Annotated in this window: 18 protein-coding genes; 8 read left to right on the top strand and 10 right to left on the bottom strand. The window is 71.7% G+C overall.

The annotated features are described in order from the left end of the window. The first annotated feature begins 37 nt into the window (after window positions 1-37). The 3 genes from K0V08_RS07045 (at window position 38) to K0V08_RS07035 (ending at window position 3,379) form a co-directional block, all read left to right on the top strand. Window positions 38-1,027: a carbohydrate ABC transporter permease gene (locus tag K0V08_RS07045; RefSeq protein WP_079534403.1), complete on the top strand. Its 990-nt coding sequence runs from the start codon at window positions 38-40 to the stop codon at window positions 1,025-1,027. Continuing rightward, window positions 1,024-1,938: a carbohydrate ABC transporter permease gene (locus K0V08_RS07040; protein ID WP_079534405.1), complete on the top strand. Its 915-nt coding sequence runs from the start codon at window positions 1,024-1,026 to the stop codon at window positions 1,936-1,938. Before K0V08_RS07045 ends, K0V08_RS07040 begins: the two co-directional genes overlap by 4 nt. A 61-nt stretch (window positions 1,939-1,999) precedes the next feature. Continuing rightward, entirely contained in the window at window positions 2,000-3,379 is a 1,380-nt protein-coding gene (locus K0V08_RS07035) for an extracellular solute-binding protein (RefSeq protein WP_012038928.1), read from the top strand. A gap of 24 nt (window positions 3,380-3,403) precedes the next feature. Here K0V08_RS07035 and trhA read toward each other — a convergent pair whose 3' ends face one another. Beyond that, window positions 3,404-4,159: a PAQR family membrane homeostasis protein TrhA gene (gene trhA / locus K0V08_RS07030; protein ID WP_079534407.1), complete on the bottom strand. Its 756-nt coding sequence runs from the start codon at window positions 4,157-4,159 to the stop codon at window positions 3,404-3,406. Window positions 4,160-4,240: 81 nt separating this feature from the next. On the opposite strand from trhA, the gene K0V08_RS07025 reads away from it, so the two are divergent. Next, window positions 4,241-5,026, top strand: a complete 786-nt coding sequence (locus tag K0V08_RS07025; RefSeq protein WP_012038926.1) for an isoprenyl transferase — start codon at window positions 4,241-4,243, stop codon at window positions 5,024-5,026. Window positions 5,027-5,262: 236 nt separating this feature from the next. Continuing rightward, the gene (locus K0V08_RS07020; protein WP_043561848.1) at window positions 5,263-6,609 is read left to right on the top strand and encodes a PhoH family protein; all 1,347 of its coding nucleotides are present in this window, start codon (window positions 5,263-5,265) and stop codon (window positions 6,607-6,609) included. A gap of 75 nt (window positions 6,610-6,684) precedes the next feature. On the opposite strand, the gene K0V08_RS07015 is transcribed toward K0V08_RS07020, so the two are convergent. From K0V08_RS07015 to xseA, 6 genes are all read right to left on the bottom strand, one after another. Further along, window positions 6,685-6,954, bottom strand: coding sequence for a hypothetical protein (locus K0V08_RS07015; protein WP_012038924.1), 270 nt, complete (start codon window positions 6,952-6,954; stop codon window positions 6,685-6,687). Between the two features lie 31 nt (window positions 6,955-6,985). Continuing rightward, a complete protein-coding gene (locus K0V08_RS07010) occupies window positions 6,986-8,410 on the bottom strand; it encodes a class II fumarate hydratase (protein ID WP_079534409.1) in 1,425 nt (474 codons plus the stop codon). Window positions 8,411-8,491: 81 nt separating this feature from the next. Continuing rightward, window positions 8,492-9,154 (bottom strand): carbonic anhydrase, encoded by a 663-nt coding sequence (locus tag K0V08_RS07005; RefSeq protein WP_012038922.1) that lies wholly within the window; start codon window positions 9,152-9,154, stop codon window positions 8,492-8,494. Then, window positions 9,151-9,858, bottom strand: a complete 708-nt coding sequence (locus tag K0V08_RS07000; protein ID WP_079534411.1) for a DUF4245 domain-containing protein — start codon at window positions 9,856-9,858, stop codon at window positions 9,151-9,153. Before K0V08_RS07000 ends, K0V08_RS07005 begins: the two co-directional genes overlap by 4 nt. A gap of 2 nt (window positions 9,859-9,860) precedes the next feature. After that, window positions 9,861-10,103 carry an exodeoxyribonuclease VII small subunit gene (locus K0V08_RS06995; protein ID WP_079534413.1) on the bottom strand — a complete coding sequence of 81 codons (243 nt, stop codon included), beginning with the start codon at window positions 10,101-10,103 and terminating at the stop codon, window positions 9,861-9,863. A gap of 10 nt (window positions 10,104-10,113) precedes the next feature. Continuing rightward, window positions 10,114-11,430, bottom strand: coding sequence for an exodeoxyribonuclease VII large subunit (gene xseA, locus K0V08_RS06990; RefSeq protein ID WP_079534415.1), 1,317 nt, complete (start codon window positions 11,428-11,430; stop codon window positions 10,114-10,116). Between the two features lie 102 nt (window positions 11,431-11,532). Between xseA and K0V08_RS06985 the strand changes: the two genes are divergently transcribed. Next, window positions 11,533-12,567, top strand: coding sequence for a 4-hydroxy-3-methylbut-2-enyl diphosphate reductase (locus K0V08_RS06985; RefSeq protein WP_043560941.1), 1,035 nt, complete (start codon window positions 11,533-11,535; stop codon window positions 12,565-12,567). After that, a complete protein-coding gene (locus K0V08_RS06980) occupies window positions 12,564-13,397 on the top strand; it encodes a DUF6264 family protein (protein WP_079534417.1) in 834 nt (277 codons plus the stop codon). The genes K0V08_RS06985 and K0V08_RS06980 overlap by 4 nt, the downstream gene beginning before the upstream one ends. A 95-nt stretch (window positions 13,398-13,492) precedes the next feature. On the opposite strand, the gene fbaA is transcribed toward K0V08_RS06980, so the two are convergent. The 3 genes from fbaA to K0V08_RS06965 form a co-directional block, all read right to left on the bottom strand. Next, entirely contained in the window at window positions 13,493-14,518 is a 1,026-nt protein-coding gene (fbaA, locus tag K0V08_RS06975) for a class II fructose-bisphosphate aldolase (RefSeq protein ID WP_012038916.1), read from the bottom strand. A 105-nt stretch (window positions 14,519-14,623) separates the two neighbouring features. Then, window positions 14,624-16,003, bottom strand: a complete 1,380-nt coding sequence (locus tag K0V08_RS06970; RefSeq protein ID WP_079534419.1) for a DNA recombination protein RmuC — start codon at window positions 16,001-16,003, stop codon at window positions 14,624-14,626. Window positions 16,004-16,069: 66 nt separating this feature from the next. Next, window positions 16,070-16,699, bottom strand: a complete 630-nt coding sequence (locus K0V08_RS06965) for a 3'-5' exonuclease (RefSeq protein WP_079534421.1) — start codon at window positions 16,697-16,699, stop codon at window positions 16,070-16,072. Window positions 16,700-16,798: 99 nt separating this feature from the next. Between K0V08_RS06965 and ychF the strand changes: the two genes are divergently transcribed. Further along, window positions 16,799-17,872: a redox-regulated ATPase YchF gene (gene ychF / locus K0V08_RS06960; RefSeq protein ID WP_043674613.1), complete on the top strand. Its 1,074-nt coding sequence runs from the start codon at window positions 16,799-16,801 to the stop codon at window positions 17,870-17,872. Window positions 17,873-18,028: the final 156 nt, after the last annotated feature.

Here is an 18,028-nt window from a genome sequence, read left to right as displayed (position 1 = left end):
GAACGTTCCCTCCTCGTGTCGCCAGAGGAGGTCGGACATGACGCACGCCCCCGCGCCCGCCCGGGTCGCGCCACCGCCCGGAGAGGTGTCCTCGACGATCCCCGAGGTCGCCACGCGCCCCGCCGCCGCGCCGCGCCCGCGCCGTCGTCGCCCGGGCCGACTGCGCGACGGCCTGCTGTTCCTCGCCTTCGTCGGCCCGAACGTGCTGCTGCTCGCGGTCTTCACCTACAAGCCCCTGCTCGAGTCCTTCTACTACTCGACGCTGCAGTGGAACATCGGCTCCTCGGTGGCCCGCGAGGTCGGCCTCGCCAACTACGTCGCCTGGTTCCAGGACCCGCAGACGCCCACCGTCATACGGGTCACGCTGATCTTCACCGGCGTGACGGTGGTCGGCTCGATGGTGCTGGGGCTCGGCGTCGCGGTGCTGCTCAACAGGAGGATCCGGCTGCGCGGGCCCGTGCGCACCATCATCGTCGCGCCGTACGTGCTCTCCGGCGTGGCCGTCGGCTTCCTCTGGCTCTACGTCTTCGACCCGAACTTCGGCCTGATCTCGGCGGGCCTCCAGTTCGTCGGGCTCCCGTCGCCCGACTGGTACAGCGACCCGGGCGCCGCCCTCGCCATGGTCACCACCGTGCAGGTGTGGCGCGACCTCGGCTACTGCGCCCTCATCTACCTCGCGGGCCTCCAGGCGGTGCCGAAGGACCTGCTCGACGCTGCCGCCCTCGACGGCGCGGGTCGCGTCCGCACGTTCCTCCGCGTGGTGCTGCCGCTGCTCAGCCCGACCACGTTCTTCCTCAGCGTGACCACCCTGCTGAGCTCGCTGCAGACCTTCGACCTCATCAGCGCCATGACCAAGGGCGGGCCGCTGCAGGGGACCACCACGATGATGTACCAGATCTACCACGAGGGCTTCGTGGCCGGACGGGCCGGCTACTCGTCCGCCGTCGCCACGATCCTCTTCCTCGTGCTGCTCGTCGTCACGCTCGTCCAGCTCGTGATCGTCCAGCGGAAGGTGCACTACTCGTGACCACGACCCTCGCCCGTCCCGAGCCCGCGGGGGCGACCGCAGGGTCGCGCCGTCCGCGCTCCGGCGGCCGCCGCCCTGGCGCGTCCGGATCCGCCCGCCCGCCCCTCGCCGGCACCTACCTCGCGCTCGCCCTCGCGGTGGTCGTCATGCTCCTCCCGCTCGTCTGGATGGTGCTCACGAGCTTCAAGGACTTCGGCGAGATCTACTCGCTGCCGCTCAAGCTCCTGCCGTCGTCCTTCGCCCCGACGAACTACGCGACCGCGTCCGACACCGTCTCCTTCTCCACGCTCGCGACCAACAGCCTCATCAAGACGATCGCGGGCTCGGGCCTCAAGGTGCTGCTCGGCCTGATGACCGCCTACGCGCTGGTCTTCATCCGCGTGCCGTTCAAGAACGTGTGGTTCGGCGTCGTGATCCTCGCGCTCCTCGTGCCCCAGCAGATCGTGATGATCCCGAACTACCAGGTCATCGCGGGCCTCGGCTGGATCAACACCTACCCGGGCCTCATCCTCCCCGGCGTCGCGAGCGCGTACGGAACGTTCCTGTTCCGCCAGCACTTCCAAACGCTGCCGGGCTCCGTGCTCGAGGCCGCCTCCATGGACGGGGCCGGGCACCTCCGCCGCCTGTGGTCGTTCGTGATCCCCATGTCGGGCCCCACGATCGCCGCGGTCGCGCTGGTCTCCATCGTCGGCGAGTGGAACGACTACCTCTGGCCGCTCCTCGTCACCACCGACCCGCGCATGATGACGCTCCCCGTCGGCCTCACCCTGCTCCAGGACACCACCGGCATCACCAACTGGGGCGTGCTCATGGCGGGCACCGTCATCGTGACGATCCCCGTGCTCGCCGTCTTCCTCGTCTTCCAGCGGCGCATCGTCGGCGGTCTCACCGCCGGCGCCGTGACCGGCTGACGCACCTCCCTCCCGCCTCACCACCTCCCCGCTCGACCCGCATCCCGAACCCAGGAGAACCATGCCCATCGATCCCCGCTCGGCCCTCGGCGGCTTCGCCGCCCGCCCGTTCGACCGCCGCAGCGTGCTGAAGCTCGGCGCCGTCCTCGGCGGCACCGCGATGCTCGCCGCCTGCTCCGGCCCGTCGGTCGGCGGCGACACGGCGGCCACCGCGGCCCCCGACACCGACTGGGACGGGATCCAGCCCGCCACCGACATCACGTGGTGGACCACGCACCCCGGCCAGACCTCTGATCTCGAGGCGCAGTTCGCGGCGGACTTCCTCGCGAAGACCGGCATCACCGTCAACGTGGTGACGGGCGGCGCGAGCTACGACGAGATCGCGCAGAAGCTGCAGGCGGCCGCGGGCACCGACAGCATGCCCGACATGGTGAACGCCAGCGACACCTGGTGGTTCCGCTACATGGTGAACAAGCAGTCGATCGCGATGGACGGCCTCATGTCGCACCTCGGCTTCGAGGTCGACGACTTCAACAAGGTGTTCCTCGACGACTACCTGTACAACGGAGCGCGCTACGCGGTGCCGTACGCCCGCTCCACGCCGATCTTCTACTACGACAAGTCGATCTGGCAGAAGGCCGGCCTCCCCGACCGCGCGCCCGACACCTGGGCCGAGCTCGAGGAGTGGGCGCCCGCGATCATGAAGGTCACCGGCGGCAACCCCGCGGTGCGCCTGCCGCAGGGATCCATCGGCACCTGGGCGATGAGCAACGTCCTCTGGGGTCGCGGCGGCCAGTACTCCGACGGCTGGGACCTGAAGCTCGACCAGCCCGAGACGCTCGAGGCGGCCGGCTACGCGCGCGGCCTCGTCTTCGACTCCAAGATCGCGAACGTCGCGGCGGCCAGCGGCGACACCGCGGTCGACTTCGCGGGCGGGCTCGCACCCTGCACCATCGCCTCGGCGGGTGCGGTCGGCATCGTCACCGCGAGCGCGAAGTTCCCCATCGGCACGGGCGTGCTGCCGGGCGGCCCCCAGGGCCAGTTCGTCCCCACGGGCGGCACGGGCCTCGCGGTCATCGGCAGCAAGACCAAGGAGCAGCAGCTCGCCGCGGCCATGTTCATCAAGCACCTCACCGAGGTCGACCAGCAGGTCGCCCTGGCGAAGAAGACCGGCTACGCGCCCTCCCGCACCTCCGCGGGCGAGTCGACCGACCTCACGGGCTTCTGGGCGTCGAACCCGGCCTTCCGCACCGTGTACGACAGCCTCGAGCACGTGCGCTCGCAGGACTGGGCGCGCACGCTGATCCCCAACGGCGACACGTACCTGCAGCAGCCGTGGTCGCAGATCCTCACGCAGGATGCCGACCCGGCCGCGGTCTTCCCGGCCGCCGCGACGCAGCTCACGAGCGCCTACACGGAGAACGTGCAGCCGTACCTGTAGCGGGCGGTCGACGCGCCCGCCCGGTCAGACGACGGGCGGGTGCGTCGCCACGAGGAGGATGCCGGTCCAGTGGCAGAGGAACGCCACGAGGGTGAACGCGTGGAAGATCTCGTGGAAGCCGAAGCGGCCGGGCCAGGGGTTCGGCCGCTTCAGCGCGTAGGCCACCGCGCCGACCGTGTACGCGAGGCCGCCCGCGAGGATGAGCGTCATCATGGCCGCGTCGGCGCGGAAGAAGTCGACGATGAACACGAGCGACGCGTAGCCGAGCACGAGGTACAGCAGCACGTAGAGCCAGCGCGGGGCGTGGATCCAGAGCACGCGGAACAGCACGCCGATCGCCGCGCCCGACCACACCAGCCAGAGCAGCAGCACCGACTTCTCGTGCGGCAGCGCGAGGACCGTGATGGGCGTGTACGAGCCCGCGATGAGCAGGAAGATGTTGGCGTGGTCCATCCGCTTGAGGAGGATCCTCGCCCGCGGCGACCAGTCGAACCGGTGGTACACGGCCGAGACGCCGAACAGGAGCAGCGACGACGCCACGAACACGGCGCACGCGATCTTCGCCGCGGCCCCGTCGGCGACCGCGATGAGCACGATCCCGAGCACGAGGGCCACCGGGGTCATGCCCGCGTGCAGCCAGCCGCGCCATGTCGGCTTGGGCTCGGGGCCCGCGTCCTGCGCGTCCTCGACGAGCGGGAGGTGCACGACGTGCGCCTGCTCATCCAGCGACGCGTCCTCCGGGCTGCCGAGCGGTCCGGGGGCGGAGGCGTCGCGCGTCATCCTGCGAGTGTAGGACAGCCGTCCACGACGTCGGCCGGGAGGGCGATCCGGCTCCCGGGCGCGTGGGATAGCGTTGCCCCCGTGCGAGAGAAGCCGATCCGACCGTGGCGCGGTCTGCTCTACCGGGCGTACCAGAAGCGCATCCGCCGCGGCCTCGACCGGAACGCGCTGCCGCACCACATCGCGATGATCCTCGACGGGAACCGCCGCTGGGCCCGCCAGCTCGGGCTCGAGTCCGCGGCGCACGGGCACCGCGCGGGAGCGGCCAAGTTCCTCGAGTTCCTCGAGTGGTGCGACGACCTCGACATCAAGGTCACCACGCTGTACCTGCTCTCGACCGACAACCTCACGGGCCGCGGCAGCGCCGAGCTCACTGCGCTCATCGACATCATCGGCGAGCTCGCGGAGGACCTCTCCCGGCACCGCGACTGGCGCGTCAAGCACGTCGGCTCCGACGAGGGGCTGCCGCTCGAGCTCATCGCCCGGCTCGACGCCTCCGAGGAGCGCTCGAAGGGCAACGCCGGGCTCCACATCAACCTGGCCGTCGGCTACGGCGGGCGCACCGAGATCGCCGACGCCATGCGCAGCATCGTGCAGCAGCACCACCTCGCGGGCGGCACCCTGGAGGACCTCGCGGCGCTCCTCACCCCCGACCTCATCGGCGAGCACCTGTACACGAGCGGGCAGCCGGATCCGGATCTCGTCATCCGCACCTCGGGCGAGCAGCGCATCAGCGACTTCATGCTGTGGCAGTCGGCGCACAGCGAGCTCTACTTCATGGAGGCGCTGGGCCCGGACCTCCGCGAGGTCGACTTCCTCCGGGCCCTGCGCGACTACTCCTCCCGGCAGCGGCGCTTCGGCTCCTGAGGCGCTCGATCCGGGCCGCCGACGCGCTCGATCCGCCGCGCCGGGCAAGAGTTAATGTCCACGACACATCCGGACCCGCGTCGCTCTGGTCATGTCGGCGGTGCGCGACGTAGGTTCGCACTCATCGGGCATGGCGCCCGATCGAGAGGGCCGCAGGATCTCTTCTCGCCACCGTGGCCCGATCGCCGTCAGGATCCGAGCGCGACCGCTCGGGGATGGAGTGGCCCGTGGCCCCGATGGACAGCCAGAGCAGCACCGCACGACGCGCGAGCAGGCAGGAGGGGACGCCGCAGGCCGAGCGCACGTACGTGCTCGACACCTCCGTCCTCCTGTCCGACCCGCGGGCGCTCTTCCGCTTCGCCGAGCACGCGGTGGTGATCCCGGTCATCGTGATCACCGAGCTCGAGTCGAAGCGGAACGACCCGGAGATCGGCTACTTCGCGCGGCAGGCCCTGCGCCTCCTCGACCAGCTCCGCGAGGAGCACGAGCGGCTCGACTTCCCCATCGAGGTGGGCGAGTCCGGCGGCACGCTGCGGGTGGAGCTCAACCACTCGAGCATGTCCGCGCTCCCGAACGGCCTGCAGCTCGGCGACAACGACTCCCGGATCCTCGCGGTCGCGCTGAACCTGTCGACCGAGGGCCTCGCGGTCACGGTCGTCTCGAAGGACATGCCGCTCCGCGTGAAGGCCGCCTCCATCGGGCTGCAGGCGGAGGAGTACCGCGCCGAGCTCGCCGTGGACAGCGGCTGGACGGGCATGGCCGACGTCACCCTCTCCAGCGAGCAGATGGCCGACCTCTACGACGGCGAGTCGCTCCAGACGCGCGTCGTGCAGGACCTGCCCGTGAACACGGGCGTCGTGCTGCACTCCGACCGGGGATCCGCCCTCGGGCGCGTCGTCCGCCGCGGCACCGTGAACCTGGTGCGCGGCGACCGCGAGGTCTTCGGCCTCAAGGGGCGCTCCGCGGAGCAGCGCCTCGCGATCGACCTGCTCCTCGACCGCGAGGTGGGCATCGTGTCCCTCGGCGGCAGCGCCGGCACGGGCAAGTCGGCGCTCGCCCTCTGCGCCGCGCTCGAGGCCGTGCTGGAGAAGCAGCAGCACCGCAAGATCATGGTGTTCCGGCCCCTGTACGCGGTGGGCGGCCAGGAGCTCGGCTACCTGCCGGGCGACGCCGCCGAGAAGATGAACCCGTGGGCGCAGGCCGTGTTCGACACCCTCGGGTCGGTCGTCTCGCAGAACGTCATGGACGAGGTGGTGGAGCGCGGGATCCTCGAGGTGCTGCCGCTCACGCACATCCGCGGGCGGTCGCTGCACGACGCGTTCGTCATCGTCGACGAGGCGCAGTCGCTCGAGCGGAACGTGCTGCTCACGGTGCTCAGCCGCATCGGCCAGAACTCGCGCGTGGTGCTCACGCACGACGTGGCGCAGCGCGACAACCTCCGCGTCGGCCGGCACGACGGCGTCGCGAGCGTCATCGAGACGCTCAAGGGCCACGAGCTGTTCGGGCACATCACGCTCACCCGCTCGGAGCGCAGCGCGATCGCGGCGCTCGTCACGGGGCTGCTCGACGGCGACCCCGTGTGATCCACCTGCCCCGCGCATGACGACGGGCGCCGGTCCCCGCGGGGACCGGCGCCCGTGGGCGTCCGTGCGGTGCGGCTAGCGGTCGAGCCGGGCGAGGATCCTCCGACGGCGGCGGTGGAGCCGCCACCAGCTGACCGAGTGGCGGACCTGGATCCTGCCGAGCTCCGCGAGATCGGGGAGGCGCTCCTCGGCCAGCCGCGCCTCGACGCCTGCCTTGTCATCGCCGTCGGACGCCTCGATGATCGCGTTGGCCCGCGTCACCCGCTCAGAGGAGAGCGGGTGCGCCGCGATGGCGGCGTCGACTGCCGCGAGCGGGTCGCGTGCGGCCGCCGGGTCGGCGGTCATGCGTCGGCCCTCGGGATCCGGGATCCGCGGCCTACAGGCCGGGCGCCGTCATCCGCAGCACGTCGAGGCCCGCATCGAGCTGCTCCTCGGTGATCTCGCCGCGCTCGACGTAGCCGAGGTCCACCACGGCCTCGCGCACGGTCATCTTCTGCGCGACCGAGTGCTTCGCGATCTTCGCCGCGGCCTCGTAGCCGATGATGCGGTTGAGCGGCGTGACGATCGACGGCGACGACTCCGCGAGCGCGCGGGCGTGCTCCTCGTTGACGCGCAGGCCGTCGACGGTCTTGTCGGCGAGCAGGCGCGTGGAGGACGCGAGGATGCGGATCGACTCGAGCAGCGACGAGCCCATGACGGGGATCGCGACGTTGAGCTCGAACAGGCCCGAGGCGCCCGCCCACGCGACGGTGGCGTCGTTGCCGATGACGCGCGCGCACACCATGAGCACGGCCTCCGGGATGACCGGGTTGACCTTGCCGGGCATGATCGACGACCCGGGCTGCAGGTCGGGGATGTGCAGCTCGCCGAGGCCGGTGTTCGGGCCCGAGCCCATCCAGCGGATGTCGTTGCAGATCTTGGTGAGGCTCACCGCGAGGGTGCGCAGCGCACCGGATGCGTCGACGAGGCCGTCGCGCGCGCCCTGCGCCTCGAAGTGGTCGAGCGCCTCGGTGACGGGGAGGCCGGTGTCGTCCGCGAGCACCGTGATGACCTTCTGCGGGAACCCGAGCGGCGTGTTGATGCCTGTGCCGGTGGCCGTGCCGCCGAGCGGGACCTCCGCGACGCGGGGGAGCGCCGTGCGCACGCGCTCGATGCCGAGGCGGATCTGGCGCGCGTAGCCGGCGAACTCCTGGCCGAACGTGACCGGGGTCGCGTCCATGAGGTGCGTGCGGCCCGCCTTGACGAGCCCCTTCCACGCCTCGGCCTTGGTCTCGAGGGCCTCCGCGAGGTGCTCGAGGGCGGGGATCAGCTCGGCGAGGAGCGCGCCCGTGACGGCGACGTGCACCGAGGTCGGGAAGACGTCGTTCGACGACTGCGACGCGTTGACGTGGTCGTTCGGGTGCACGGGCGTGCCGAGCGACGCGGTCGCGAGGGCCGCGAGGACCTCGTTCATGTTCATGTTCGAGCTCGTGCCGGAACCCGTCTGGTAGACGTCGATGGGGAAGTGCTCGTGGTGGGATCCGCCCGCCACCTCGTCGGCGGCGGCCACGATGGCGGCCGACACGTCGGCGTCGATGATGCCCATCTCGCCGTTCACGATCGCGGCTGCGCGCTTGATGCGGGCGAGCGCCTGGATCTGCGCGGGCTCGAGCCCGCGGCCGGAGATGGGGAAGTTCTCGACGGCGCGCTGCGTCTGGGCGGCGTACAGCGCATCCCGGGGGACCCGCACCTCGCCCATCGTGTCGTGCTCGATGCGGAACTCGTCCGCGCTGCTCGGGGATCCTGGGGCGATGTCGGCCACGCTGCTTCTCTCCTTCGGGAACGGGTGATGCACCCGGGCCCGTGGGCCGCGGGGGTCTGGGGGTCGGCGCGGACAGGCCCTCTAGCGAGGGATGTCGCCCACGATGACGTCGGGCACCGCGGTGCCCTCGAGGAGCTTGTAGTTGGCGCCGACGATGGCCAGGCTACCGGCCGCCACCCGGTCGGAGATCATCTCGGAGGCCTCCAGCATGCGGGTCACGGTGCCGCGCAGGTGCTGGCGGCCGACCTCGCCGGCGTCGACCTCGCTGGGCACGACGTGGTCGCCCGCGACGCGGTGGACGGCGGGCGCGATGGGCGCGATGAGGTTCGCGATGTGCGGCGGCAGAGCCTCGGCTCCGGGCGCGGCGCTCTCGATCGCGGCGCGCACGGCACCGCACTCGTCGTGCCCGAGCACCACGATGAGCGGCACGCCCAGCACGGCGACCGCGTACTCGAGGCTGCCGAGCACGGAGTCGGAGATGATCTGGCCGGCATTGCGGATCACGAAGAGGTCGCCGAGGCCCTTGTCGAAGATGATCTCGGCCGCGAGGCGCGAGTCGCTGCAGCCGAACAGCGCGGCGACCGGGCGCTGCACGTGGGCGAGAGCGGCGCGGCGCTCCACGTCCTGGCGCGGGTGCTCGGGGGTGCCGGCGACGAAGCGCGCGTTGCCCTCCACCATCTCCGCCCAGACTGCGGCGGGCGCCTGCACGGCGTCGTCCTGCGTGGCCTCGACCTTGTCCGTCATCCCTCGATCCCCTCTTCCGGTGCGGTGGTGCTGTTCGTGCCGTCGGCGGGCGACGGGGTCGTGCCCGCCGGTGCGGTGCGCGCGGCGGCGACCGCGTCAATGGCGGTGCGGAGCTCGTTCGCGTCGGCCGTGCCGTAGATCGCGTACGTGCTGTCGCCGTCGACGGCGCTCGCCGCCAGGACGACGTTGCCCGGGTCGTCCGCCTGCGAGTTGTCGTACAGGGTCCACTCGAGGCCGCCGATCTCCTCGGAGCTCACCTCGGGGGCCGACTGCAGCGTCTCGTCGAGCCAGGTGGGGTTCGCGTCGATGCCCTGCGAGATGCCGATGTAGCGGTTGCTCGGCGTGATGAGGCCGATGTACCAGACGGCCACGCCGTCGCGGCCGGCCGGGCGGATCTCCGCGTCGTTGCTCTTCCACGCGGTCGGCAGGTCGGGCACCACGAGCGTCTGCGGGAACCCGCCCTGGGCCTCGGCGGCCGCGGCGCCGTAGTCGACGTCGGGGAGGATCGTGGTGTTCGAGCGGGGGACCAGCGCGACGATCACGGCGACGGTCGCGACCGTGACGATCAGCGAGTAGAGCAGGTTGCGGAACGTCTGCTTGGCGCGGTGGCGTCGGGAGTCGGCGGCCTTGCGGGCGGCGGTCTCCTCGGGCGTCTCCGGTCGGCCGAGCTCGGCGACGACGTTCGGGGTGCGGTCCTTCGCCACGGTCAGCCGGCGTCGGACGCGGTGGTGCGGGCGGCGTCGAGCCGCGCCTTGGCGCCGAGCAGCCACTCCTCGCAGCGGGCCGCGAGGGCCTCGCCACGCTCCCACAGGGCGATCGACTCCTCGAGCGTGGACGTGCCCTGCTCGAGGTCGTTGACGACGCGCACCAGGGCGTCGCGCGCCTCCTCGTAGCTGAGCTCGGAGACGTCGGGCAGGCGTGCGCCGGTGTCGGCGGGGCTGGTGGGCATGGGGGTGATCCTAGCTTTCGGCGCCGGACGCCGGCCGGGCGTCCGGGGCGGGGGAGGAGGGCAGCCGCGCGGCCGACGACGGGATGTCGTCGGTGGGGCCGGTGGAGGTGGCGCCGAGCGCGCCCGCGGCGAGCCGCAGCACGAGTCCGGTGCCGTCGGGCGCGTCCTCGGGGGCGCGGAGGGCGGATCCGTCGGCCGTCTGCACGATGGCGTAGCCGCGGTCGAGCACGTGCTGCGGCGAGAGCGTGCGCAGCTGGCGGGAGAGCTCGCTCGTCTGCTGCATCCCGCGCTCGACGACGCGGCCGGCGAGCTCCGCGGAGCGCGCGATGTAGCGGCCGAGCTCCTCGGCGCGGGAGTCGACGATCCACGCGGTGCTCGCGAGGACGGGCCGCGACCGCAGCTGCTCGATGCGGTCGATCTCGCCGCGCACCTGCGAGGTGAGGCGCATGCCGATTCGGGCTCGCGCCTGCTGCACGCGCGACAGCTCCTCGGAGACGTCCGGGACGACGCGCTTGGCGGCGTCGGTGGGGGTGGAGGCGCGGAGGTCGGCCACGTCGTCGAGCAGCGGCCGGTCGGCCTCGTGCCCGATGGCGCTGACGAGCGGCGTGCGGCACGCGGCCGCCGTGCGCACGAGCTCCTCGTCGCTGAAGACGAGCAGGTTCTGGAAGTCGCCGCCGCCGCGCGCGATGACGATGACGTCGACCTCGGGATCCTCGTCGAGCACCCCGATGGCGCGCGTGACCTCGCCGGCGGCCCGGTCGCCCTGCACCGCCGTGTGCACGACGCGGAACCTGACGCTCGGCCAGCGCAGCTGGGCGTTCCGGAGCACGTCCTTCTCGGCGTCCGAGTCCTTGCCGGTGATGAGGCCGATGCAGCCCGGGAGGAACGGCAGGCGGCGCTTGCGGTCGGCGTCGAAGAGGCCCTCGGCGCGGAGCGTCTGGCGCAGGCGCTCCAGCCGCTCGAGCAGGTCGCCGAGGCCGACGTGGCGCATCTCGAGCACCTGCATCGTGAGCGTGCCGCCCTTGACCCAGTAGTTCGGCTTCACGAGCGCGACCACGCGGGCGCCCTGGCCGAGGTCGGCGGGGATCTTCGCCCGCACCGACGACCACACGGTGAAGCTGATGGTGGCGTCGACGTCGAGGTCCTTGAGCTTCCCGTAGACGTTGCCGCCGGATCCGCCCCACTGGGTGATCTCGCCCTCGACCCATGCGGTGCCGAGCCGGTCGATCCAGCCCTTGATCTTCCCGGACAGCACCGAGACGGGCCACGGCGCGTCGACCGTCGGGGCATCCGCCGCGGGCATGGACACGCTGCGCGTCTCGCTCATGGCTCCCCCACTCGTCGCCCAGCACGGGCGCTTAGACTCGGGACTGTGACTACAGCGACCACTGACCAGCGACTCGTGGGAGCACCCGTCGTCAGCCTGTCGATGCCGCGGATGCCCGGCGTCCGCAACAGGCTCAAGGATAACCCGGTGGCAGGACCCAAGAAGGTCCTGCTCGCCGCTCCCCGCGGCTACTGCGCCGGCGTCGACCGCGCGGTCGTGGCCGTCGAGAAGGCGCTCGAGCGCTACGGCGCCCCCGTCTACGTGCGGAAGCAGATCGTCCACAACGTGCACGTCGTCTCGACGCTCGAGCGCATGGGCGCGGTGTTCGTGGAGGAGGTCGACGAGGTCCCCGAGGGCGCCCACGTCGTCTTCAGCGCGCACGGCGTCTCGCCTGCCGTCGTGCAGGGCGCGGCCGACCGCGGCCTCCAGGCCATCGACGCCACCTGCCCCCTCGTCACCAAGGTGCACCGCGAGGCCGTGCGCTTCGCCAAGGCCGACATGCAGATCCTCCTCATCGGCCACGAGGGCCACGAGGAGGTCGAGGGCACCGCGGGCGAGGCACCCGAGCAGACCATCGTCGTCAACTCCCCGGAGCACGCCGACGTCATCGAGGTCAAGGACCCCGACAACCTCGTCTGGCTGTCGCAGACCACGCTCTCGGTCGACGAGACGATGGAGACGGTCCGCCGCCTCCGCGCCCGCTTCCCCAACCTGCAGGACCCGCCGAGCGACGACATCTGCTACGCCACGCAGAACCGCCAGGTCGCCATCAAGAAGGTCGCGGTCGACGCCGACCTCGTGATCGTCATCGGATCCGCGAACAGCTCGAACTCCGTGCGCCTCGTCGAGGTCGCGCTCGAGTACGGCGCCAAGGCGTCCTACCGGGTCGACTACGCGTCCGAGGTCAAGCAGGAGTGGCTCGACGGCGTGCAGACGGTCGGTGTCACGAGCGGCGCGTCCGTGCCCGAGGTCCTCGTGCAGGAGCTGCTCGACGACCTGGCCGACGCCGGCTACGGCGACGTCACCGCGGTCGTCACGGCCGAGGAGGACCTCGTGTTCTCGCTCCCCAAGGAGCTGCGCAAGGACCAGTCCGGCAACACGGACTCCCGCGCCATCGGCGGGCGCACCCGCGCGTGAGCGACGACGACGGCACGCGCCGTCCCGGTCGGCCCGCGCCGCGCTACGGCGAGTACGCGGCGTCGCCGTCGCCGGATGCCGGCGCGTCGTCGGAGCTGTCCGAGGCGGATGCGCGCATCGTCGCGGAGGCCGCCGAGTACCGCCGCGCCCAGGCCGAGCGCGACGCCCCGGCGTCCGCCGGTCGTGGGAAGAAGGCCGGCAGGTCGGCCGCCCCGCAGTCCCTCGCCGAGCAGATGGCCGAGGAGCGCAAGGCCGCGCGCGAGCGCCAGCAGGCGGAGCGCCGCGACGCGGAGAAGGCCGCGGCGGACGCCCGTCGCGCCGCCGAGAAGGCCGCCGCGGCCGAGCGCCGGGGCACGCGCGGTGCGCCGGGCACCGCGTCCGCGCCGGATCCCGCCGCCTCCGCCCCGGGCACCCGCCCGGAGCGCCCCGCCTACCTCGCCGGCCAGGAGCCGCGCCGCGCACCGCGGCGCTTCGACGCGGCCATCACGGTCGGCCTGCTCGCCGCGGGCCTCGTGAACGTGGCCGGCAGCATCGGCGCCAACGCGGATCCGTCGCAGGCCATCAACCAGTCGTACGCGCTGTTCGGCGGTGGCACATACGAGGTGACGCCGCAGACGTCCGTCATCGGCATCGCGGTCAACGTCGTGAACATCGTCGTCTTCGTGCTGGCCGCGTGGATCTCGCTCGAGCTCGTGAAGCGCAAGCGCCTGGCGTTCTGGGTGCCGATCGTCGGGGCGGTCGTGGCCACCGTGATCACCAGCGTGCTCGTGCTGACGCTGATCGTCCAGGATCCGGCGTTCCAGCAGATCATGTCGAGCCGCGGGCCGTGACGCACCCGCATCCTCCTGCGCGCACGACGGCGGGGCCCGTCCATCAGGACCGGCCCCGCCGTCGTTCGTGGTGCCGCGCGTCGAGCTGCGTCTGGCTAGCTCTGCGACTTGCCGTGAGAGCCGAGCTGGCGCGTGGCCTCGACGACGCGGGCGGCCATGGCCGACTCCGCCGTCTTGCCCCAGGCGCGGGGGTCGTACGTCTTCTTGTCCCCGACCTCGCCGTCGACCTTGAGGAACCCGTCGTAGTTCCGGAGCACCGAGTCGGCGATGGAGCGGCTGAAGGCGTACTGCGTGTCGGTGTCGATGTTCATCTTCACGACGCCGTTGCGCACGGCCTCGGCGATCTCGTCGTCGGAGGAGCCGGATCCGCCGTGGAAGACGAGGTCGAACGGCTTCTCGCCCGTGCCGTACTTCGACTGGATGCCGTCCTGGATCTCCTTGAGCAGCGACGGGCGCAGCTGCACGCCGCCGGGCTTGTACACGCCGTGCACGTTGCCGAAGGTGAGGGCGGCCATGTAGCGGCCCTTGTCACCGAGGCCGAGGGCCTCGACCGTGGAGATGGCGTCTTCCAGGGTCGTGTAGAGGTGCGAGCCGGTGTCGTGGCTGACGCCGTCCTCCTCGCCGCCCACGACCCCGATCTCGACCTCGAGGATCGCGTTGATGGCCTTCATGCGGGGGAGCAGGTCCGTCGCGATTTCGAGGTTCTCGTTCAGCGGGATGGCGGATCCGTCCCACATGTGCGACTGGAAGATGGGGTTGCGGCCCGCGCGGACCTCCTCCTCGCTGGCCTCGATCATGGGGATGACGAAGCCGTCGAGGGCGTCCTTCGGGCAGTGGTCGGTGTGCAGCGCGACCGTGATGGGGTAGTTCTTGGCGACCTCGGTGGCGAAGCGCGCGAAGGCGAGGGCACCGGCCGCGCGGTTCTTCACGGTGTGGCCGGAGAAGTAGTCGGCGCCGCCCGTGGTGACCTGGATGATGCCGTCGGATCCGGCGTCGGTGAGCCCCTGGAGGACCGCGTTGATGGTCTGCGACGAGGAGACGTTGACGGCCGGGTAGGCGAATCCGCCGGACTTGGCGCGATCCAGCATCTCGGCGTACTGCTCGGGGGTTGCTACGGGCATGGTGCATCTCCTTCGGCGGATCCACGGCGACGCCGTGCGGCTGTCGCGGGATCCTGATCGGCCGGCGGATCGAGTCGTGCGGCCGGGCCCCGCGTGCTCGCCACTCTACCCAGCGGGGGTGTCAGCGACCGGGGCGGGCGGGCGCATGAACTCGTCCGCGGTGAGCTCCCGGGTGGTGGCCTCGAGCGGCTCGAGCGTGCCGATGACCTTCGACTCGTCGAGCCGGGTGAGGCGGCGGGCGGTGGGGAGGACCTGGCGCTCCAGGGATCCGACCACCCGGTTGTAGTCGCCCACCGCGCCCGTGAGGGAGCGGCCGAGCTTGGCGATGTGCTCGCCGCTCGTGGCGAGGCGCGCGTGCAGCTCGCGGCTGAGGTCGAAGAGCTGCTTCGCGTCCTCCGTGAGCACCTCCTGCTGCCAGCTGAAGGCGACGGTCTTGAGCACCGACCACAGCGTGACGGGGGAGGAGAGGGCGACGCGGCGGGAGAACGCGAACTCCATGATGCTCGGATCCGCCTCCAGCGCGGACGAGACGAGCGACTCGCTCGGGATGAACGCGATGACCATCTCGGGGCTCGCGTCGAGCCCCTCCCAGTAGGCGCGGCTTCCGAGCGCAGTGATGTGGTCGCGCACGGCCTGCACGTGCTGCTTCATCAGCGCGTCGCGCCGCGCTCCCTCGGGCCCGGTCGCCGAGGCCGGGATGGCGCTCGCCTCGAGGTACGCGGTGAAGGGCGCCTTCGCATCCACCGCGATGTGCTTGCCGCCGGGCAGGTGCACGACCATGTCGGGCCTGCCGATGCCCTGCGCGGTGGAGACGGAGGTCTGCACGTCGAAGTCGACCCGGTGGATGAGGCCCGCCGCCTCGACGACGCTCCGCAGCTGGGTCTCGCCCCACACGCCGCGCGTGCTGTTGGAGCGGAGCGCGGACGCGAGCGTCTCGGCCGTGGCGCGCAGCCGCTCCTCGGCCTCGGTGGCGCTCCGGAGCTGCTCGCTCAGCTCGCCGTGCTGCTGCCGGCGCTGCTCCTCCAGCTCGTGCACCTTCGCCTGCACCTGCTTGAGGCTCTCGGTGACCGGGCTGAGGGCGGTGAGCACGCGGCCGTCCTCCTCGGTGCGGGCGACCTCGGCGCGCTGGATCTCGCGCAACCGGGTCTGCAGCTCCGCGATGCGGTCCTCCTGCTGGCCGATCTGCTCGCGGAGGTGGGACTCCTGCGCGTCGAGCCGCTCACGGTGCAGCGCGTCCTGCGTCTGGGCGCGCTCGGCGTACTGCGCAGTGGTCTGGGCGACCTGCTCCTCGGCGAGCCGCTCCGTGCGATCGAGCTGCTCGCGCAGCGCCTGGACCGTGGCCTCCGCGGCGGCGAGGCGGGCGGCCTCGCCCGCGCGACCCGGCGCATCCACCCCCGAGCGGGCGCGCGACACGGCGAGCCCGACCACCGCGCCCACGGCCAGGCCGATGACGAGGCCGACGAGCAGGGCGATGACGGGATCCATGCGTGCAGTGTGCCAGCGGCCCCCGACACGGCCGGGACGTGGGTCGGCGGGTGGCCGAGCGGCGGATCAGGCCCAGTCGATGGGCGGCGTCGCGGCGGCCGAGGCCTGCGTGACTGTCTGCGTGCGCGGCGCGCCGATGCGGCCGAGGCCCACGCCCGCCGCCTCCGCCAGCCCTGCGATCGACGCGGCGCCGTGCCGGCCTGCCGCGTGCACGACGATCGCGGCGCACGCCCGCGCGTCCGCCAGCGCCTCGTGGTGCGAGAAGTCCTCGAAGCCCGCGGCCCGCGCGGCGACCGGCAGCCGGTACGAGTCGAGCGTGTACGTGCGGCGCGCGACCTGGAGGCTGCAGAGGTAGGAGTACGGCGGCGGGATGAGCGCGGTCGCCTTGCACGCGCCCTGGATCACGCCCATGTCGAAGCGCGCGTTGTGGGCGACGAGGTGGTCGTCGCCCGCGAACGCCATGAGGCGGGGTAGCTGGTCGGCCCAGCCGTCGGCGGCGGCCACGTCGCCTTCCACGATGCCGTGGATCCGCGTGTTCCAGACCGAGAAGGTGTCGTGCCCCGCGGGCGGCCGGATGAGCCAGGACGCGGTCTCGACCACGACGCCGTCGCGGACCTTCACGAGACCCACCGAGCACGCGCTCGCCGACGAGTTGTTGGCGGTCTCGAAGTCGATCGCGGTGAAGTCCAACGGCATGGGTTCGAGTGTTCCACCCACGACCGACGCCGGATGGCGGGGAGCCCGGCCCAGCTGCAGGCGGGGGAGGAGCCGGCCCGCCCCGTACGATGGACTCCCGTGGCTCTCACTATCGCGATCGTCGGTCTCCCCAACGTCGGCAAGTCGACGCTCTTCAACGCCCTGACCAAGAACCAGGTGCTCGCCGCGAACTACCCGTTCGCGACGATCGAGCCGAACGTGGGCGTGGTGAACCTCCCGGACCCGCGCCTCGAGGTGCTCGCCGGCCTCTTCGGCAGCGAGAAGATCCTCCCCGCGCCCGTCTCCTTCGTCGACATCGCGGGCATCGTCCGCGGCGCGAGCGAGGGCGAGGGCCTCGGCAACCAGTTCCTCGCGAACATCCGCGAGGCCGACGCGATCGCGCAGGTCGTCCGCGGCTTCGAGGACGAGGACGTCGTGCACGTCGACGGCCGTGTGGACGCGGCGAGCGACATGGAGACCATCAACACCGAGCTGATCCTCGCCGACCTGCAGACCCTCGAGCGCGCTGAGCCGCGCTACGAGAAGGAGCTGAAGACGAAGCGCATCGAGCCCGTCGTGCTCGAGACCGCGAAGGCCGCGCGCGAGTGGCTCGACTCGGGCAAGCCGCTGTCGGCGTCCTCCATCGACCTCGAGCCCGTGCGCGAGCTCGGGCTGCTGACCGCCAAGCCCTTCATCTACGTGTTCAACGTCGACGAGCAGGTGCTCGGCGACAAGGACAAGCTCGCCGAGCTCGCCGCCCTCGTGGCACCCGCCCAGGCCGTGTTCCTCGACGCGAAGATCGAGTCGGAGCTCATCGAGCTCGACCCCGAGGACGCCGCCGAGATGCTCGCGAGCACCGGCCAGGAGGAGTCGGGCCTCGACCAGCTCGCCCGCATCGGCTTCGAGACCCTGGGCCTCCAGACCTACCTGACGGCGGGCCCGAAGGAGACGCGGGCCTGGACCATCGGCCGTGGCTGGAAGGCCCCGCAGGCGGCCGGCGTGATCCACACCGACTTCGAGAAGGGCTTCATCAAGGCCGAGGTCATCTCCTACGACGACCTGGTCGAGACCGGCTCCATCGCCGAGGCGCGCTCGAAGGGCAAGGCCCGCATCGAGGGCAAGGAGTACGTCATGCAGGATGGCGACGTTGTGGAGTTCCGGTTCAACAACTGAGGCGGAGGGTCGGGCATCATGCGACCTTTGGCGCATCTGCTTCATGTGGCCAGAGAGAGGCGCGGCGGATATCGAGCTCTTCGCTTACCACTGAGGAGGACCGGATCGACCCGATCCGCCCAGGCGAGTTCTTATACAGAACTACATCGAGGGCTT

This window comes from Clavibacter michiganensis (assembly GCF_021216655.1).
In the GTDB taxonomy this organism is placed as follows: Bacteria; Actinomycetota; Actinomycetes; order Actinomycetales; family Microbacteriaceae; genus Clavibacter; species Clavibacter michiganensis.
Note: the sequence above shows the minus strand (reverse complement) of the source record. Positions and strands in the feature narration are given on the sequence as shown.